General features: G+C 33.2%; 13 protein-coding genes. 7 read left to right on the forward strand and 6 right to left on the reverse strand.

Going from position 1 to position 14,626, the window contains the following annotated elements:
- From ftsY to ACKI44_RS10430, 3 genes are all read left to right on the forward strand, one after another.
- Nucleotides 1-1,282 (forward strand): signal recognition particle-docking protein FtsY (gene ftsY / locus ACKI44_RS10420; protein ID WP_407424117.1); only part of this gene is annotated, 1,282 nt, incomplete at its 5' end.
- Between the two features lie 3 nt (nt 1,283-1,285).
- Complete coding sequence (locus ACKI44_RS10425; protein WP_407424119.1) at nt 1,286-2,362, forward strand: CapA family protein; 1,077 nt, start codon at nt 1,286-1,288, stop codon at nt 2,360-2,362.
- A gap of 432 nt (nt 2,363-2,794) precedes the next feature.
- Nucleotides 2,795-3,001, forward strand: coding sequence for a hypothetical protein (locus ACKI44_RS10430; protein ID WP_407424121.1), 207 nt, complete (start codon nt 2,795-2,797; stop codon nt 2,999-3,001).
- 406 nt (nt 3,002-3,407) lie between these two features.
- On the opposite strand, the gene ACKI44_RS10435 is transcribed toward ACKI44_RS10430, so the two are convergent.
- The gene (locus tag ACKI44_RS10435) at nt 3,408-4,097 is read right to left on the reverse strand and encodes a nitroreductase family protein (protein WP_407424123.1); all 690 of its coding nucleotides are present in this window, start codon (nt 4,095-4,097) and stop codon (nt 3,408-3,410) included.
- A 1-nt stretch (nt 4,098) separates the two neighbouring features.
- A complete protein-coding gene (locus ACKI44_RS10440) occupies nt 4,099-4,476 on the reverse strand; it encodes a hypothetical protein (protein WP_407424125.1) in 378 nt (125 codons plus the stop codon).
- Nucleotides 4,477-4,689: 213 nt separating this feature from the next.
- On the opposite strand from ACKI44_RS10440, the gene ACKI44_RS10445 reads away from it, so the two are divergent.
- The 3 genes from ACKI44_RS10445 to ACKI44_RS10455 all read left to right on the forward strand — a co-directional run bounded on the left by ACKI44_RS10445 (nt 4,690) and on the right by ACKI44_RS10455 (nt 7,353).
- A complete protein-coding gene (locus ACKI44_RS10445; protein WP_407424127.1) occupies nt 4,690-5,511 on the forward strand; it encodes a hypothetical protein in 822 nt (273 codons plus the stop codon).
- 6 nt (nt 5,512-5,517) lie between these two features.
- The gene (locus ACKI44_RS10450; RefSeq protein ID WP_407424129.1) at nt 5,518-5,775 is read left to right on the forward strand and encodes a hypothetical protein; all 258 of its coding nucleotides are present in this window, start codon (nt 5,518-5,520) and stop codon (nt 5,773-5,775) included.
- Nucleotides 5,776-5,901: 126 nt separating this feature from the next.
- Nucleotides 5,902-7,353: a sodium-dependent transporter gene (locus ACKI44_RS10455; protein ID WP_407424131.1), complete on the forward strand. Its 1,452-nt coding sequence runs from the start codon at nt 5,902-5,904 to the stop codon at nt 7,351-7,353.
- A gap of 129 nt (nt 7,354-7,482) precedes the next feature.
- On the opposite strand, the gene dnaJ is transcribed toward ACKI44_RS10455, so the two are convergent.
- The 3 genes from dnaJ to ACKI44_RS10470 all read right to left on the reverse strand — a co-directional run bounded on the left by dnaJ (nt 7,483) and on the right by ACKI44_RS10470 (nt 11,239).
- Nucleotides 7,483-8,625 (reverse strand): molecular chaperone DnaJ, encoded by a 1,143-nt coding sequence (dnaJ, locus tag ACKI44_RS10460; RefSeq protein ID WP_407424133.1) that lies wholly within the window; start codon nt 8,623-8,625, stop codon nt 7,483-7,485.
- 133 nt (nt 8,626-8,758) lie between these two features.
- Nucleotides 8,759-10,642 carry a molecular chaperone DnaK gene (dnaK, locus tag ACKI44_RS10465; protein ID WP_407424135.1) on the reverse strand — a complete coding sequence of 628 codons (1,884 nt, stop codon included), beginning with the start codon at nt 10,640-10,642 and terminating at the stop codon, nt 8,759-8,761.
- A 45-nt stretch (nt 10,643-10,687) separates the two neighbouring features.
- Complete coding sequence (locus ACKI44_RS10470) at nt 10,688-11,239, reverse strand: nucleotide exchange factor GrpE (RefSeq protein ID WP_407424137.1); 552 nt, start codon at nt 11,237-11,239, stop codon at nt 10,688-10,690.
- Between the two features lie 329 nt (nt 11,240-11,568).
- On the opposite strand from ACKI44_RS10470, the gene ACKI44_RS10475 reads away from it, so the two are divergent.
- Nucleotides 11,569-12,135: an ArsR/SmtB family transcription factor gene (locus ACKI44_RS10475; protein WP_407424139.1), complete on the forward strand. Its 567-nt coding sequence runs from the start codon at nt 11,569-11,571 to the stop codon at nt 12,133-12,135.
- A 231-nt stretch (nt 12,136-12,366) separates the two neighbouring features.
- Here the strand turns inward: ACKI44_RS10475 and hypF are convergent, their stop codons facing one another.
- Nucleotides 12,367-14,604, reverse strand: a complete 2,238-nt coding sequence (hypF, locus tag ACKI44_RS10480; protein ID WP_407424141.1) for a carbamoyltransferase HypF — start codon at nt 14,602-14,604, stop codon at nt 12,367-12,369.
- Between the last annotated feature and the right edge of the window lie 22 nt (nt 14,605-14,626).

The raw sequence follows: 14,626 nt of genomic DNA on the forward strand, positions 1-14,626 counted from the left end.
CAGGGGTAGTTCTGATAAAAAAGATGATGAAAAAACAGATGACGCTGAGGAAAAAGAAGAATCTAAGTCCAGATTCTGGTCTAGGAGTAAGTCTGATGATGATGTTGATGATTCTGCTGATGATGAGGAAGTAGATGATGCTGAGGAAAAAGAAGAGTCCAAGTTTGGGTTCTGGTCTAGGAGTAAGTCTGATGATGATGTTGATGATTCTGCTGATGAAGACTCTGATGAGGATGAGGGTAAGTCTCATTTCTGGTCCAGGAGCAAGTCCAAGGATGAATCGGATGATTCTGACGATGATTCCGATGAGGATGAAGGTAAGTCTCATTTCTGGTCCAGAAACAAATCCAAAGACGATTCGGATGATTCTGATGAAGGATCTGGAGGATTATTCTCTTTTGTACGTGAAAAAACAATATCTGAAAAACATGTTGAAGATACACTATGGGAACTTGAAATGGGTCTTCTAGAAGGAGATGTTGCAATGGAAGTAGCATCATCAGTAGTTGACTCAGTCAAAAATGATTTAGTAGGACGAAAAATTAAAAGGAGCGGTGATATAACTGAATACACATATAATGCATTGAGAAATGCTGTAGGTGAAATAATAGATATTCCTGGTAAATCAATGACAGAAATGATTGAAGAGAAAAAAGCAATGGGTGAACCTTTAGTAGTAATGTTTGTTGGTATCAATGGAACTGGAAAAACAACTACCATAGGTAAATTGGCTAATTATTACTTGAAAAAAGGTTATACTCCTGTAATAGCTGCTTCTGATACATTCCGTGCAGGTGCTATTGAACAGGTAACTCATCATGCAGACAATGTTGGAGTAAAAATCATAAAGCACCAAAAAGGTTCAGATCCTGCTGCTGTTGCATACGATGCTGTTGAACATGCAAAAGCTCAAGGAAAAGAACTGGTATTGATTGATACTGCTGGAAGAATGCAGACCAATACAAACCTTATGGACGAAATGAAAAAAATCAAAAGGGTTTCCAATCCTGATTTAGTAATATTCGTCGGGGATGCATTAACTGGTAATGATGCAACCCAACAGGCTGTAAAATTCAACGAAGCTATTGATATTGACGGTGTAATCTTGACTAAAGCAGATGCTGACAGTAAAGGTGGAGCATCCCTTTCTATAGGTTATGTAATCAAAAAACCAATAATGTTTTTAGGTGTAGGCCAAGGTTATGATGATATTATGGAATATGATGCCGAATGGATGTTGAATCAGCTGTTCAGTGAAGATGAAGTCGCTGTCGAGGAATAAGATATGCGTTTAAAAAAATTATTGAGTGTACTGCTTGTAATTTTAGCAGTTTTGCTCGTAATAGCAGGAATTGGAACATTCTCAAATAATGGTGTGATATCCCAACAACCAAAAGAAAACGTCTCAATAGCCATGGTTGGTGATGTAATGTTTGCACGTACCATGCCAAGTTATTTGAGTTCTGATTCTTCCCCCTTTGCAGGAGTTTCCAATGTAACTTCAACTGCTGATTTGTTAATTATCAACTTTGAAAATGCCGCCACAAACTCTGCGTCTGCAGTCAAAGGTGATGTTCCACTGAAATGCAGTCCTGAGTATGTCCCGCTGGCTAAAGCAAACAATAACACTATCGCAGCCCTTGCAAATAATCATGTCTGTGATTATGGCATAGATGGAATGAGGGATACCATCAAATATGTCGGTGAAGCGGGCATGACTCCAATGGGTGCAGGTGAAAATGAAAGCGATGCACATCAATCTGTTTCAAAGGAGATTAATGGAAGAAATATAACTGTATTGAACTATATGGATTCAAACAACTTTGCTGAATATAGTTATGAAGTAATGCCTTATGCAAACGGTTCTTCACCGGGTTATTCTGCATATGACTCAGCAGATGCCCAAAAACAAATTTCTGAAGCTCGAGGAAACGGTTCAGACTTTGTTATTGTATATATGCACTTTGGAAATGAATATTCAAGGTCACCAAACGAAGACCAGGAAAAAATAGCCCATGAATTAATTGATTATGGTGCGGATGTTGTTATTGGAGCACACCCTCACGTAACTCAGGGAGTTGAAATGTATAAGGGAAAACCGATATGCTACAGTATGGGTAACTTCATATTTGATTTGGCTCGCTCTGACACATGGAGAGATTATTTTGTGGAAATGGATCTTGTAAACGATACCTGTGAGTTAACAATCTATCCAGTTAACATGATAGGATATTTGCCATATTTCATGTCTCCTGAAGAGGGAAAAGCTCTTTTAAATGAGTTAAATCCGCAATGTGACCAGTTAAACATTACCGAAAACGGAACTGGAAAATTAGTATTTAATTTAACAAAGGACAATTAATCCTTTGTTTTTTGTTCTTTTTTTCATAAATAAAAGTTATATTCATCTACAAACTAATTATTTTTTAAGTTAATAATAGTATATTGAAAAATATTTGTTTTTCAGGTTGTATGGGGTATTTTTAAAAATATCACTATGAATTTTTGGGAAGTAACATATAAATATTGAGGAAAATATAAACTCATATAATAATATACCAAATTAAAATGTGCGAAATTAAACATCACTAATCATAGAATTATTAATCATCCAGTCAATAAATTAATTTTTCTTTGTTTAAATTAGATTTTAAAAAATGATATATAAAGCTTTTAAAAAATCACAAAAGCGACTAGTCGCACTTTGGATAGTTTTATATCATTTTTGAATTAAAATGTTTAATTACAATTTTATCTAAAATTTTAATTTCTAAAAATATTTTGGGGGATAATCGTGAACAATAATTTCAATACTATTAAAAATGAATTAGATAAAGTTCAAAGTTTAATTTTAGAAAATAATTATTTACAATCAAAATACCCTGATAAAAAAGAAGAATTGGAGTTAGGATTATATTCTCTTAAATCTTTGGAATCAGAAATGTTTGAAGCTTTAGAAAAAGAATGTGTTAATATTAAGTATGGAAACATATGTCATTAGTCTTAAAGGAAAATTCATAGATTCTGGTTTCATTCCCATGAAGCAATTTGGTGAAATATTAAAACAGTCAAAATCTCATTACTTCTTTAGCGTCATGACCTTTAGATTTAAATCAATCACCTTCTAAATATAATTCATTTAATTATTATGGTGAAAATTTAAATGAAAAATCAGTTGAAATTAAAGGTGTTATAAAATCTGTAGATTTGTATGAACGTATTTTCAAATTAGAATCTTATTGCAGTGATAATAAAATGATAATTGAATGTAATTTCAATAAAAATTTTGAAAAAGAGGTAATATCTAATTTAAATAATAATGTTTTGATTAGAATTAAAAAAATGGAAAAATTTTCACATTATCATTCTAACTGTGAATATGAATTATTAGAATTAAAAGTTAATAATTAAATTTTTAAACTTCCAAAATAACTATATCCTTTTATATCTTCTTTGTTTTTAAATTCAAACTTAAAAGTATCTGGATTTGAAACGTATAAATGTGAAAGGGCAATTCCCATATCAATATCATTCCATTTGCCAATTATTTTCTGTTTGACGATATTATGCTTTGTTTTGTAGACATCAAATCCTTCATCTGTATGTTTGAAATACCACGGCTGTGAGTTAACGGCTGATGGTGCAAGTTGTGCGGGAATTATTTTTTCATCTTCCCAGTCAGCTATTTTGGATAATTCCTTTCTTTTAAATTTTGAAATGTCTCTTGTTAAATCATTGGATTTTCCAAAAGATATTGCTATTACAAAATTAGGATCTTTTTGTTTGACTGTAGCCATTCCAACCCAGCAACTTCCAATATCAATGCTTTGCATGTATAGGCTAAGCTGCTGAAAGATAAACCCCAAATTAGCACCATAGTTTCCTTTTTTCTCTGAGTATAATGCTAAATAATATGGTGCTTTCCATCTGGTTTTAATGGAAAGCTCATCTTTTGTTAATATTCTGTAGGAATAATCAATATCTGAGTTTAATACTTTGGCTTTTGATATGAATTCTTTAATTGGTGTCATATCCATTTCATCATCCAAATAGTTCCTACAGGATTTTCTCACATATATCTGGCTTGCTAAATCCATGTTACCACTTTCTTTTTGCCATTGCTTTGTTGTATTTTTTATCTAAACTTTTTCGTTTATCTGACTGGTATTTTTTCTTTTGACGATTTGTGGCTGTTTGAAAGTTAGGCATTATTGTAACAAGGTCAATAGTGTTTCCATGACATGCAAAGATTAATTTGATTTCTTTATAGTCTTTATTTGCAGGTGCTTCATAGATTACTTCATATTCATCATTTCCACTTTTTTCATATCTCAATGGCTCTTCATACATTACTGTATCAACAATAAATTCCCTTTTAATGCCGTTATCGGACAGTCTTTGGTTGAAATGAGTGTTTTCAAAACACCAGTCTATGCTTTCGGTATCTCCGAGTATGAATTTGTCAAAAACTTTCATTACTATTAAGTTATATTCCGGATTTTATAAAAGTATTGATTTTTACCTAATCAGTATAATATTCATATGTGTTTATTTTTTTAATATGGGTGAGTAATATTCTTTAATCTTGAAATAAATAAATTTAAATAGTTTTTTATTCATACACTTTATTGTGGTGATTTTTCATTTTTAATTTTTCGTAATTGTGGTTTGAATTTAATAGGTGATGCTATGAATTCATTATTCAATGATTATAAAAAATTTGAAAGAATAATAAAAAATAATGATGAATCATTAATGTATATTGATGTATCTGGTGAGTCTGAATTAAATCCAACTACTGTTCTTCCATTATTATGTGAAAGCAATAAAAGGAATTTACCTATTTTGTTAAATAAAAATATTAATAATACTGTAAGAAATATTCTTCAGGATGAAGTACTCTCTAATAATGTTCCTTTTCTAAAATTGCCATTTTCATCTAAAGAAAGTCAAAAAAGACAATTGAGTGATAAAATTTCTCAAAAAATTAACCCGTTATATGGTGGGGGTTATACATTGAGGTATATTTTTTCAGAATTAATCTATAACATTTATTCACACACTCCCTTTGATAAAAAATTTGCTACGCAAGGATATGCTTATGCTAAGGAATATTCTAATAATGTTTTGGATATTTGTATTATGGATGATGGATTGTCCATTCCAGGTAGATTTCGCAAATCTGGAAAATTTTTTGAAGATGACTGTCATGCTATTGAGATGGCAATCAGTAATAATTCCACAATATCTGATGATGGTTATGAGAGAGGTAATGGCTTATGGTCAACGTTAAAATTAGTTGTTGAAAAAAATGGTGGTAAAGCTTTGATTATTTCAAATAATGGGTGTTTAGATATTATTAATAAGGAAAAATATAAATATTCAATTTTAGATAATAGTAATATATTTAATGGAACATTAATCTCATTAAGATTGAATAAATGTGAAATTCAAAATTTTCATGATTCTATCTTTCAATTTGGGAAGAATCCATATAAATATTGGAGATGATTTGTTATGAAAACAATTATCATTAAAGATTTAATTAACCATTCATTAGAATCCAATTTCGCAGCTTATGAGCTATTTGATGTAATTAATCAGTGTCCTGCGGAGGATATCATTATAGATTTTACAGATGTAACATTCATTAGCAGATCTTTTGCTCAGGCTTATTTTTCTAAAAAAATAAAATGTAGAAAAAGTATTAGTGAAATTAATTTGTCTGGTGAAGCAAAAGATTTTTTCAATACCATCCGCAGAAATTTTGAGTAATTATTCAAAAGGGTATGGGATCATGGGTTATAAAATACAATTGCTCTGTCATGATAATGATATAATTTACATGACATTTCAACATTTGGTTTAATTATTTAATGGTGAACATTTAAATATTAATCTATGAGTGAAAGATTACAGTGGGATTCATCTTTATCATTTATTCTTGCAATGATTGGGGCGGCCGTTGGGTTAGGTAACATTTGGCGTTTCAGTTATGTGCTTTATTCTAATGGTGGAGGGTCCTTTTTCATCCCATATCTCATTGCAATAGCCATAATGGGTATTCCATTTTTAATATTGGAATATGGTGTTGGATTTAGTTTTAAAGACTCGTTTTCTAATATTTTAAAGAGAATCAATCCAAAATTTGAATTTATTGCATGGATTTTGGTATCTTTTGTTTTTGTTGTTGTAATCTATTATATGGTTATACTGAGTTGGGACTTTGTATATCTGCTGTCCAGTTTTACTTTTGAATGGGGATCAGATACAGTATTTTATTTCACTAGAACTGTTGGTGGAACTTCTAATTTGGACAATGCTGGCTTTTTACTTATTCCAACAACCATTTGTGTAGTTTTATTATGGGTTGTATTGTGGTTTATTTCCCATAAGGATGTGGATGAAGGAATAGGTAAATTTTCAAAGTTTTTGATTCCTGCATTATTTGTTATAATGGGATTTATTGTAATTTACGCTTTAACGTTACCTGGTGCAGATATTGGGATTAATACACTGTTAACTCCTGACTGGTCTAAATTGCTTGATGTAAATATCTGGCTTGCAGCATTTGCACAAATTATCTTTTCATTAAGTATGGGTCAGGCAATTGCGGTTACTTATGCAAGTTATCTGCCTGAAAACTCACGGTTAACTGATAATGTATTGATGGTTGTAGCATCAAACTCTTTATTTGAAATATTTACTGCATTTGGTGTATTTTCAATTTTAGGTTATATGTCTCATACTGTGGGAACACCAATGATTCAGTTAATCACTGAAGGAACCGGTTTGATTTTCGTTGTTTTCCCTATGGTATTTAACGTTATGGGTCCTGTTGGACGAATAATTGCTCCATTGTTATTCCTGGCTATTTTATTTGCCGGAATCACTTCAGCGTTAGGATTTTTCGAACCAATGTTAAATTCATTTTCAGCAAAGTTAAACATGTCCCGTAAAAAAGCAGCAACAATACTGTCTATTGTTGGATGTGTATTTTCATTAATGTTAACAACGGGAATCAGCAGCTATTTGGTTGCTATTATTGATTCATTTGTTAATGAGTTTGGAATATTGCTTTTGATAGGAGTTCAGTGCATTATTTTCGCATGGTTCTATGGTCTTGATCATTTTGTTCCTATATTAAATGAAAATGGGATTTTGAAAGTAGGAAAACTCTGGAAAGCAATTATTAAATATGTATTGCCAATATTTTTAATTATAATTTGGGCAATAGGTATTTTCCAGTTATTCGGTAAAGCAGATTCATTTGAATTAATTGTTGATTTGATAATTATAATTGGTGTTTTGGCAGTTAGTTATGCTTTGACTATGGCTAAATCTTCTAACTAATCTTTTTTTATGGATTATCATAATTTACTATTTTCAATATTCATGTATTCTAGTGTACTACATAAATATGGGTTGGCTGAGGTATTATGTAATGGTTAATAAAAGGGGATAATTAGCTATTTAAAATAGCTAATTGAATACTTCTTTGAATTTATCTTTTAAGCCTTTTTCAACGTGTTTGATTTCTTCTCCGCTGACTTCGGCAAATTCATTTAATAATTCTTTCTGTTTTGAATTTAATTTTTTAGGAACGACAACTGTTACGGTAACATAAAGGTTTCCTCTTGCGGAATGTCTTACTGAGTTCATTCCCTGACCTTTTAGTTTAAATACTGTTCCACTTTGGGTTCCAGGACTGACTTTAAACTCTACTTCCTTACCTTCAATGGTTGGGATACTTATAATGTCCCCTAATGCTGCCTGAGGGAAACTGATTTGCTGTTCGTAGTATAAGTGGTCTCCTTCACGTTCGAACTTGCTGTTTCTTTTGATGTGAACGGATACAATAAGGTCTCCTTCAAGACCTGAGGTTTCACCGCAGTTTCCTTCACCAGAAACTCTTAAGTGATTTCCTTCGTTAACCCCTTCAGGTATTTCGAGTTTAATAGTTTTAGTTTTTCTAACGCTTCCTTTTCCATGACATTTATCACATGGATCTGTAATAATCTTACCTGTTCCTCCACATTGGCGGCATGGTCTAACGTTTACCATCTGGCCTAAGAATGTGTTGCTGACTTCTTTTATCTGACCGGTACCGTTACATTTTGGACAGGTTTGCGGATCGTGACCTGGTTTTGATTTTGAACCGTTACATGTTGGACAAAGTTCGCTTCTTGTGACTTTAATTTCTTTTTCACAGCCGTTAAAAGCTTCTTCAAGAGTAATTTGAACATCGGTGTATATATCTGATCCTCTTTGTGGACCGGATCTTCCTCTTGAGCGTGAACCTCCACCAAAACCGAATAAATCGAAAATATTACCAATATCGAATCCCTGGAATATGTCATCAAAGTTAACATTCTGATAGAAGTCTTCAGCGGTAAATCCTTCCATTCCAGCATGACCGAATTGATCGTATCTTTGACGTTTTTCATCATCAGACAATACTGCGTAAGCTTCACTTATTTCCTTGAATTTTTCTTCAGAGCCTTCTTCCTCACTTACGTCAGGATGGTATTTCATAGCCAATTTACGATAAGCCTTTTTGATTTCCTTTTCATCAGCTGTTTTATCGACTCCAAGGACTTCATAGTAATCTCGCTTGTCTGCCATTTACTCACCTTAAAAATAATTTAAAAAAAATTAGATAAAAAAATAAAAATGTTTCATCTCGTCGTTAGTTTAACTTTTATTGATTCTGATTCTGATTACCTACACCGGAGATAAAACATTCATTTTAATAAATCTAATCATCTTTTACTTTGTAGTCCGCATCGATTGTGTCATCATCGTCTGCAGGTGAATCTTGAGCTCCAGCATTTGGATCTTGTCCTGCAGCTTGTTGAGCTTGTGCTTCAGCCTGTGCTTGCTGATAGATTTTTGCACCGATTTCTTGGACTACTTTTTCTAATTCTTCGGTTTTTGATTTAATAGCTTGGATATCGTCGCCAGCTATGAGTTCTCTTAACTCACCAACTAATTTTTCAACATTTGATTTTTCATCTTCGGATACTTTGTCTCCAAGTTCTTCTAATGTTTTTTCAGATGTGTAAATTAATGAGTCTGCGTTGTTTCTTACTTCAATTTCTTCTTGTTTTTTCTTATCTGCTTCAGCATTCATTTCTGCTTCTTTGATTTTTTGTTCGATTTCTTCATCAGATAATTTGGTTGAAGAAGTAATTGTAATAGCTTGTTCTTTACCGGTTCCTTTGTCTTTTGCAGTAACGTTGATAATACCGTTTGCATCTATATCGAAGGTTACTTCAATTTGTGGAACACCTCTTGGTGCAGGTGGAATTCCGACTAATTGGAAACGGCCGAGTGAAGTGTTGTCTGCAGCCATTCTTCTTTCACCTTGCAATACGTTGATGTCTACAGATGGCTGGTTGTCTGCTGCAGTTGAAAAGATTTGGCTTTTCTTGGTAGGAATAGTTGTGTTTCTTTCAATTAAGGTAGTTGATACTCCACCGAGAGTTTCAATACCTAATGATAATGGGGTTACGTCTAAAAGAACTAAGTCTTTAATTTCTCCAGCTAATACTCCTCCTTGGATAGCTGCACCCATTGATACACATTCCATTGGGTCAATTCCTCTTTCAACTGGTTTGCCTATGAATTTTTCAACAAATGATTGTACACATGGCATTCTGGTAGGACCACCGACTAAGATGATTTTATCAATTTCACTTTTACTCATTTTAGCGTCATCTAATGCCTGTTGCATTGGTTTACCGGATTTTTGAACAATTGAATCAACTAATTCTTCTAATTTTGCTCTGGTTAAACTTTCGATTAAGTTTTTAGGGGTTCCGTCAGATCCCATTGCAATGAAAGGTAAGTTAACTTCAGTAGTTAATGTAGTGGACAATTCGATTTTTGCTTTTTCAGCAGCTTCTCTTAATCTTTGTACTGCTTGGTCGTTATCTCTTAAATCGATTCCTTCTTTTGCTTTGAATTCATCAGCTAAGTAGTTGAGCAGTACGTTATCCATATCGGTACCACCGAGTTGGGTGTCCCCACTGGTAGATCTTACTTCAAAGACTCCTCCACCGAATTCCATGATGGTTACGTCTAAGGTACCTCCACCTAAATCGTATACCATAATGTTAATGTCATCGTCATCCTGTTTGTCAAGACCGTATGCTAAACTTGCTGCGGTAGGTTCGTTGACAAGTCTTACTACATCCAATCCTGCAATGGTACCTGCATCTTTGGTTGCGGTCCTTTGGTTGTCGTCAAAGTAAGCAGGAACTGTAATAACTGCTTTTTCGATTGGTTCGCCTAAAAAGGTTTCAGCATCTTTTTTAATTTTTTGCAAGATGAATGCTGAGATTTCCTGTGGTGAGTATTGTTTTCCGTTTGCAGTAACTTTTTTGTCTGTACCCATTAATCTTTTGATTGCACTTATAGTGTTTTCAGGGTTGGTTACTGCCTGTCTTCTTGCTGGTTCACCAACTAACATTTGTCCGTCTTCAGTAAATGCAACATAACTTGGGAATGATTTACCATATTGACTTGCTCCTTCTGCTGAAGGGATTGTAGTTGGTTTTCCTCCTACAAGTACGGATGCTGCTGAGTTACTTGTACCTAAGTCGATTCCAATAATTTTTTCTTTTTTATTATCTGACATAATTATCACCAATTTTTTAATTAATTAATTATTTAATAAGCATGATTATTTTTTACAAACAATTACTTTTGAGTATTTTAAAACTTTATCTTTGTATGTGTATCCTTTCATTAGCTCTTCTATAATATATCCGTTTTCGACATCTTCACTTTCCTGAACCATCAATGCTTCATGTTTGTTGAGGTCGAATTTTTCACCTTTTGCAGGGATTTCTTCAACACCCTCTTTGGTCAAGACGTCTTTGAATTTATTATATATGAGCTCCACACCATCTCTGAAATCTTCATCGTTTTCAATTGTAAGGGATCTTTCAAGGTCTTCATAGCAGTCAAGAAATTCCTTTATGAGATTTTCATTTGCAAATTTCACGATTTCAACATTTCTTTTGTCGGTTATTTTTTTGAAATTTTCAAAATCTGCCTGAAGTCTTTGAGATAGTGATACGTATTCCTGAGTTTCGCCTTCCTGTTTTTCGAGATCTTCTTTGAGTGAAGCTATCTCTTCATCTTTTTTGGCTGACTCCTCAAGAAGTTTATCATATTCCTCTTGAATATCTATTTTTTCTTCAGCTTCGTTTTCTTTTTTCTTTTTTGCCATTAACTCACCCAATTAGTTATTAAAAACTCTTTGTAATAACTCACGGCAGAGAATTACTATTTTTGTACTTTGTCTATTTGGTTTTTAGGAATTTATGGACATATAGGAAAATGGTTCATCTTTTAAGAGTTATTACTCCGAGTTTTTGAAACCAAATATTAAAGTAACAAAAAGTTATCTTTTCTCCTACATTATTATAGTAACAAAAGGTTATATAAAGGTTTCGATTTTTTCTGTGAAAATGTTATTTTAACATTTTGAAAATTTTTTTCAAAGAAAATATTATAGTAACAAAAGGTTATATAAAGGTTTTGATATAATGTATTAATATGACTGATACAAATGAAATTAAGAAAAATGCTAAGTTTCAAAACAAGGGTAATTCCTCCTCTGACAGTATTAAAATCAGTGGAAATTACGGAAGTGATCTTAGCTCAATAGATAAAGAAGATATTTTAGATGTAATGGGCTGTAAAACAAGAAGGGATATAATAGACCTCTTAAGACAGGAGCCGATGTTTGTAAGTGAAATATCAAATGAACTGAATGTCGGTCAAAAAGCTGTTATTGCGCACTTGAGGGCAATGGAAGAAGTGGGAATATTAAACTCCTCATATAAAAAGATATTGAGGGGAAGACCGCGTAAATACTATGACTTGGATAATGAAGTTACAATACAAATTACAATCAATAAAAACTCATTTGATGTAAACTTCCAGGATACACGCGATACCTTGCAGTTGCCGTCAGGGGACGAATGGTCTAAATTATTGGATATTGAAAAAAGACTTGACAACGGTCAGATGGAAGCATTGGAAGAATTAAAAAATCAAATTAGATTATATGATAATCTAAAGGCAAGAGCAGAATATATCTTGGAAAGAACTTTAAGATAAATGATTTTTTAAAATTTGTATTAGTTATAACCTTTTTTTCTTTTTATTGCTGTGACTGTTCTACATCACCTGAAATTTTGTATAATTTCTTTTTACCATTAATTTTAAATATTTTTAATATTATATTGTTATATGGAATATGTTTTCATGTTCTATTTTGATCCTCTGAAACATATTGATAAGAATATTCAGTCTAATTATGTGACAGTTTATGGGCTTTTGGCCTGTAAACTAATTAGACATTCTCGTTTTTGCAACTATGGCCTGACCTAAACTGACTGAACCGTCTCCACAACAGGTATTTTTATGCTGAATGAAATTATATTCATTTGATTCTATATAATTTTTACATGCGTCTGTGATGGCTTCATTATAAAATACTCCTCCTGTTGCTCCAATATCAACCAATCCTTTTTTATCAGCACAGTTAATTGCTATTTCACTCAATCCATTAGCTATTGTTTTTTGAGCGGCATTTGCAATGTCTGATTTTTTATAACCTTTTGAATAGAGTTTAACAACTTCTTTTACAAGTTCTGTGGTATTTAAAACATTATCTTCAATAATTAATGGCAGTTCCAACTCACTGGTTGAATAATATGCTGCGGATTCCAGTTTCATTGATGCTTCCCCTTCATATGTTCTTTCATTACATATTTCAAGGGCTGTTGAAACAGAATCCAGGACTCTTCCGGTACTTGTGGTTACGCCTACATTAATGCCCTTGTCAATCTGCTTGAAAATATTTTTAATTTCGGTTTCACCATATTTGAAGTATTTTATATAATTTTTAATCAGTTCCTCATCTTTCAGAATGCTTAAAAGCATGCGGATAGGATATCTTGTTGCAAGGTCTCCGCCGGGCATTTTTTGTCTTTCCAGATGTCCCATTCTTTCATAGCTTTTAATGTCGGTATAAAGGATTTCTCCGCCCCAGCTTGTGTGGTCATCACCATATCCTGTTCCGTCAGCAGCTATTACAATCATTTCATCAATTTCATGGTCATTTGCAAGTGCCACTGCATGTGCATGATGGTGCTGAACCTGCACTACATCCACTCCAAATTCATAAGCCAATTTCGTTGTAAAAAATTGTGGGTGTAAATCGCATGCAACTGCATCTATATTGCATATCTTAGTAATTCTTTTCATATGCTTGATTGAATTTTTAAGGAAATTGAGGGTCTTCAATTTATTCGTGTTCCCGATATGCTGTGATGGGTATGCAATTGCATCAGTTGCAAGACAGAATGTAACATCAAGTTCGGGACCCAAAGAGAGGACATTCAAATCATTAACATCATAGTTGATTGTGTAAGGTTCTGGAGTATAGCCTCTTGAACGGCGAATAAATGACAGTTCATTGTTTCTAAACCTGATTACAGAATCATCACATCTATTTAATATTTTACGGTTATGAACTAAAGAATAATCACTGATTCCATTAATAATCTCGGCATTATCAATCATCATTGGCTCTCCAGGGATATTGGCTGATGTCATGACATATGTATCAATTTCTCCCTCATCGAAGAGCAGATAATGCATGGGTGAGTATGGAAGCATCACGCCAATGTTGTGAAGGCCGGGTGATAGGCTTTCTGGAAAGTCATAATTCTCGTTTTTCTTTAAGATAACGATAGGCCTTTTGTTTGATGTGATAGTTTCTATTTCACGATTACTTAATTGGGCATATCTTTTAACGGCGTCCAAATTACTGCTCATGACAGCAAAGGCCTGGTTTGGCCTGTTTAATCGAGATCTTAATTCAGAAATTGCATCATCATTATATGCATCAACAACAAGATGGGTTCCGCCAATCCCTTTAATGGCAAGAATCTTACCTTCCTTTAACTTGTCTGCCCCTAATCTGATAGGATTATCGCACTCAATCATCTCATTTTTTTCATAAATTGCCATTTGGGGTCCGCAGTCACTGCAGCATATTGCCTCTCCGTGATAACGTCTGTCAAGGGGATTTCTATACTCGACCAGACAGTCATCGCATAAGGGGAATTCATCCATTGAGGTTTTATCCCTGTCATATGGAACAGAGTCAATAACAGTAAATCTTGGGCCGCAATCGGTACATGCGTTAAAAGGATATTTGTAACGTCTGTCTTTAGGATTTCTGATTTCAGCCAGACAGCTGTCGCAGATTGCAATATCCGGCGGGATAACACTAACGCCTGAGTATGAGTCTGAACTTTCAATGATGCTGAATTCATCATAACCCTTTTCATCAATATCCAAAACCTTAATAGAATCAATTCTAGCTATTGGCGGCAATTCATTTTGTAATCGTTCAATAAATAACTCAATACTGTCTCCTTCAAGGATAATTTCAACTACATTACCTAAATTCCTCACATAACCTTTTAAATTAAGGCTTGTAGCCAATCTATATACATAAGGTCTAAAACCCACGCCCTGAACAATTCCTTGAGTTAAAATCTTTTTCGATGTCATAAATATTATAGTATTTGGGCTT

This window comes from Methanobrevibacter sp. (assembly GCF_045646205.1).
In the GTDB taxonomy this organism is placed as follows: domain Archaea; phylum Methanobacteriota; class Methanobacteria; order Methanobacteriales; family Methanobacteriaceae; genus Methanocatella.

Excerpts from the sequence above, each read along its gene's own strand:
- ACKI44_RS10425 (WP_407424119.1), top strand. The coding sequence starts at position 1,286 with ATGCGTTTAAAAAAATTATTGAGTGTACTGCTTGTAATTTTAGCAGTT.
- ACKI44_RS10435 (WP_407424123.1), bottom strand. The coding sequence starts at position 4,097 with ATGGATTTAGCAAGCCAGATATATGTGAGAAAATCCTGTAGGAACTAT.
- ACKI44_RS10440 (WP_407424125.1), bottom strand. The coding sequence starts at position 4,476 with ATGAAAGTTTTTGACAAATTCATACTCGGAGATACCGAAAGCATAGAC.
- ACKI44_RS10445 (WP_407424127.1), top strand. The coding sequence starts at position 4,690 with ATGAATTCATTATTCAATGATTATAAAAAATTTGAAAGAATAATAAAA.
- ACKI44_RS10450 (WP_407424129.1), top strand. The coding sequence starts at position 5,518 with ATGAAAACAATTATCATTAAAGATTTAATTAACCATTCATTAGAATCC.
- ACKI44_RS10455 (WP_407424131.1), top strand. The coding sequence starts at position 5,902 with ATGAGTGAAAGATTACAGTGGGATTCATCTTTATCATTTATTCTTGCA.
- dnaJ (WP_407424133.1), bottom strand. The coding sequence starts at position 8,625 with ATGGCAGACAAGCGAGATTACTATGAAGTCCTTGGAGTCGATAAAACA.
- dnaK (WP_407424135.1), bottom strand. The coding sequence starts at position 10,642 with ATGTCAGATAATAAAAAAGAAAAAATTATTGGAATCGACTTAGGTACA.
- ACKI44_RS10470 (WP_407424137.1), bottom strand. The coding sequence starts at position 11,239 with ATGGCAAAAAAGAAAAAAGAAAACGAAGCTGAAGAAAAAATAGATATT.
- ACKI44_RS10475 (WP_407424139.1), top strand. The coding sequence starts at position 11,569 with ATGACTGATACAAATGAAATTAAGAAAAATGCTAAGTTTCAAAACAAG.
- hypF (WP_407424141.1), bottom strand. The coding sequence starts at position 14,604 with ATGACATCGAAAAAGATTTTAACTCAAGGAATTGTTCAGGGCGTGGGT.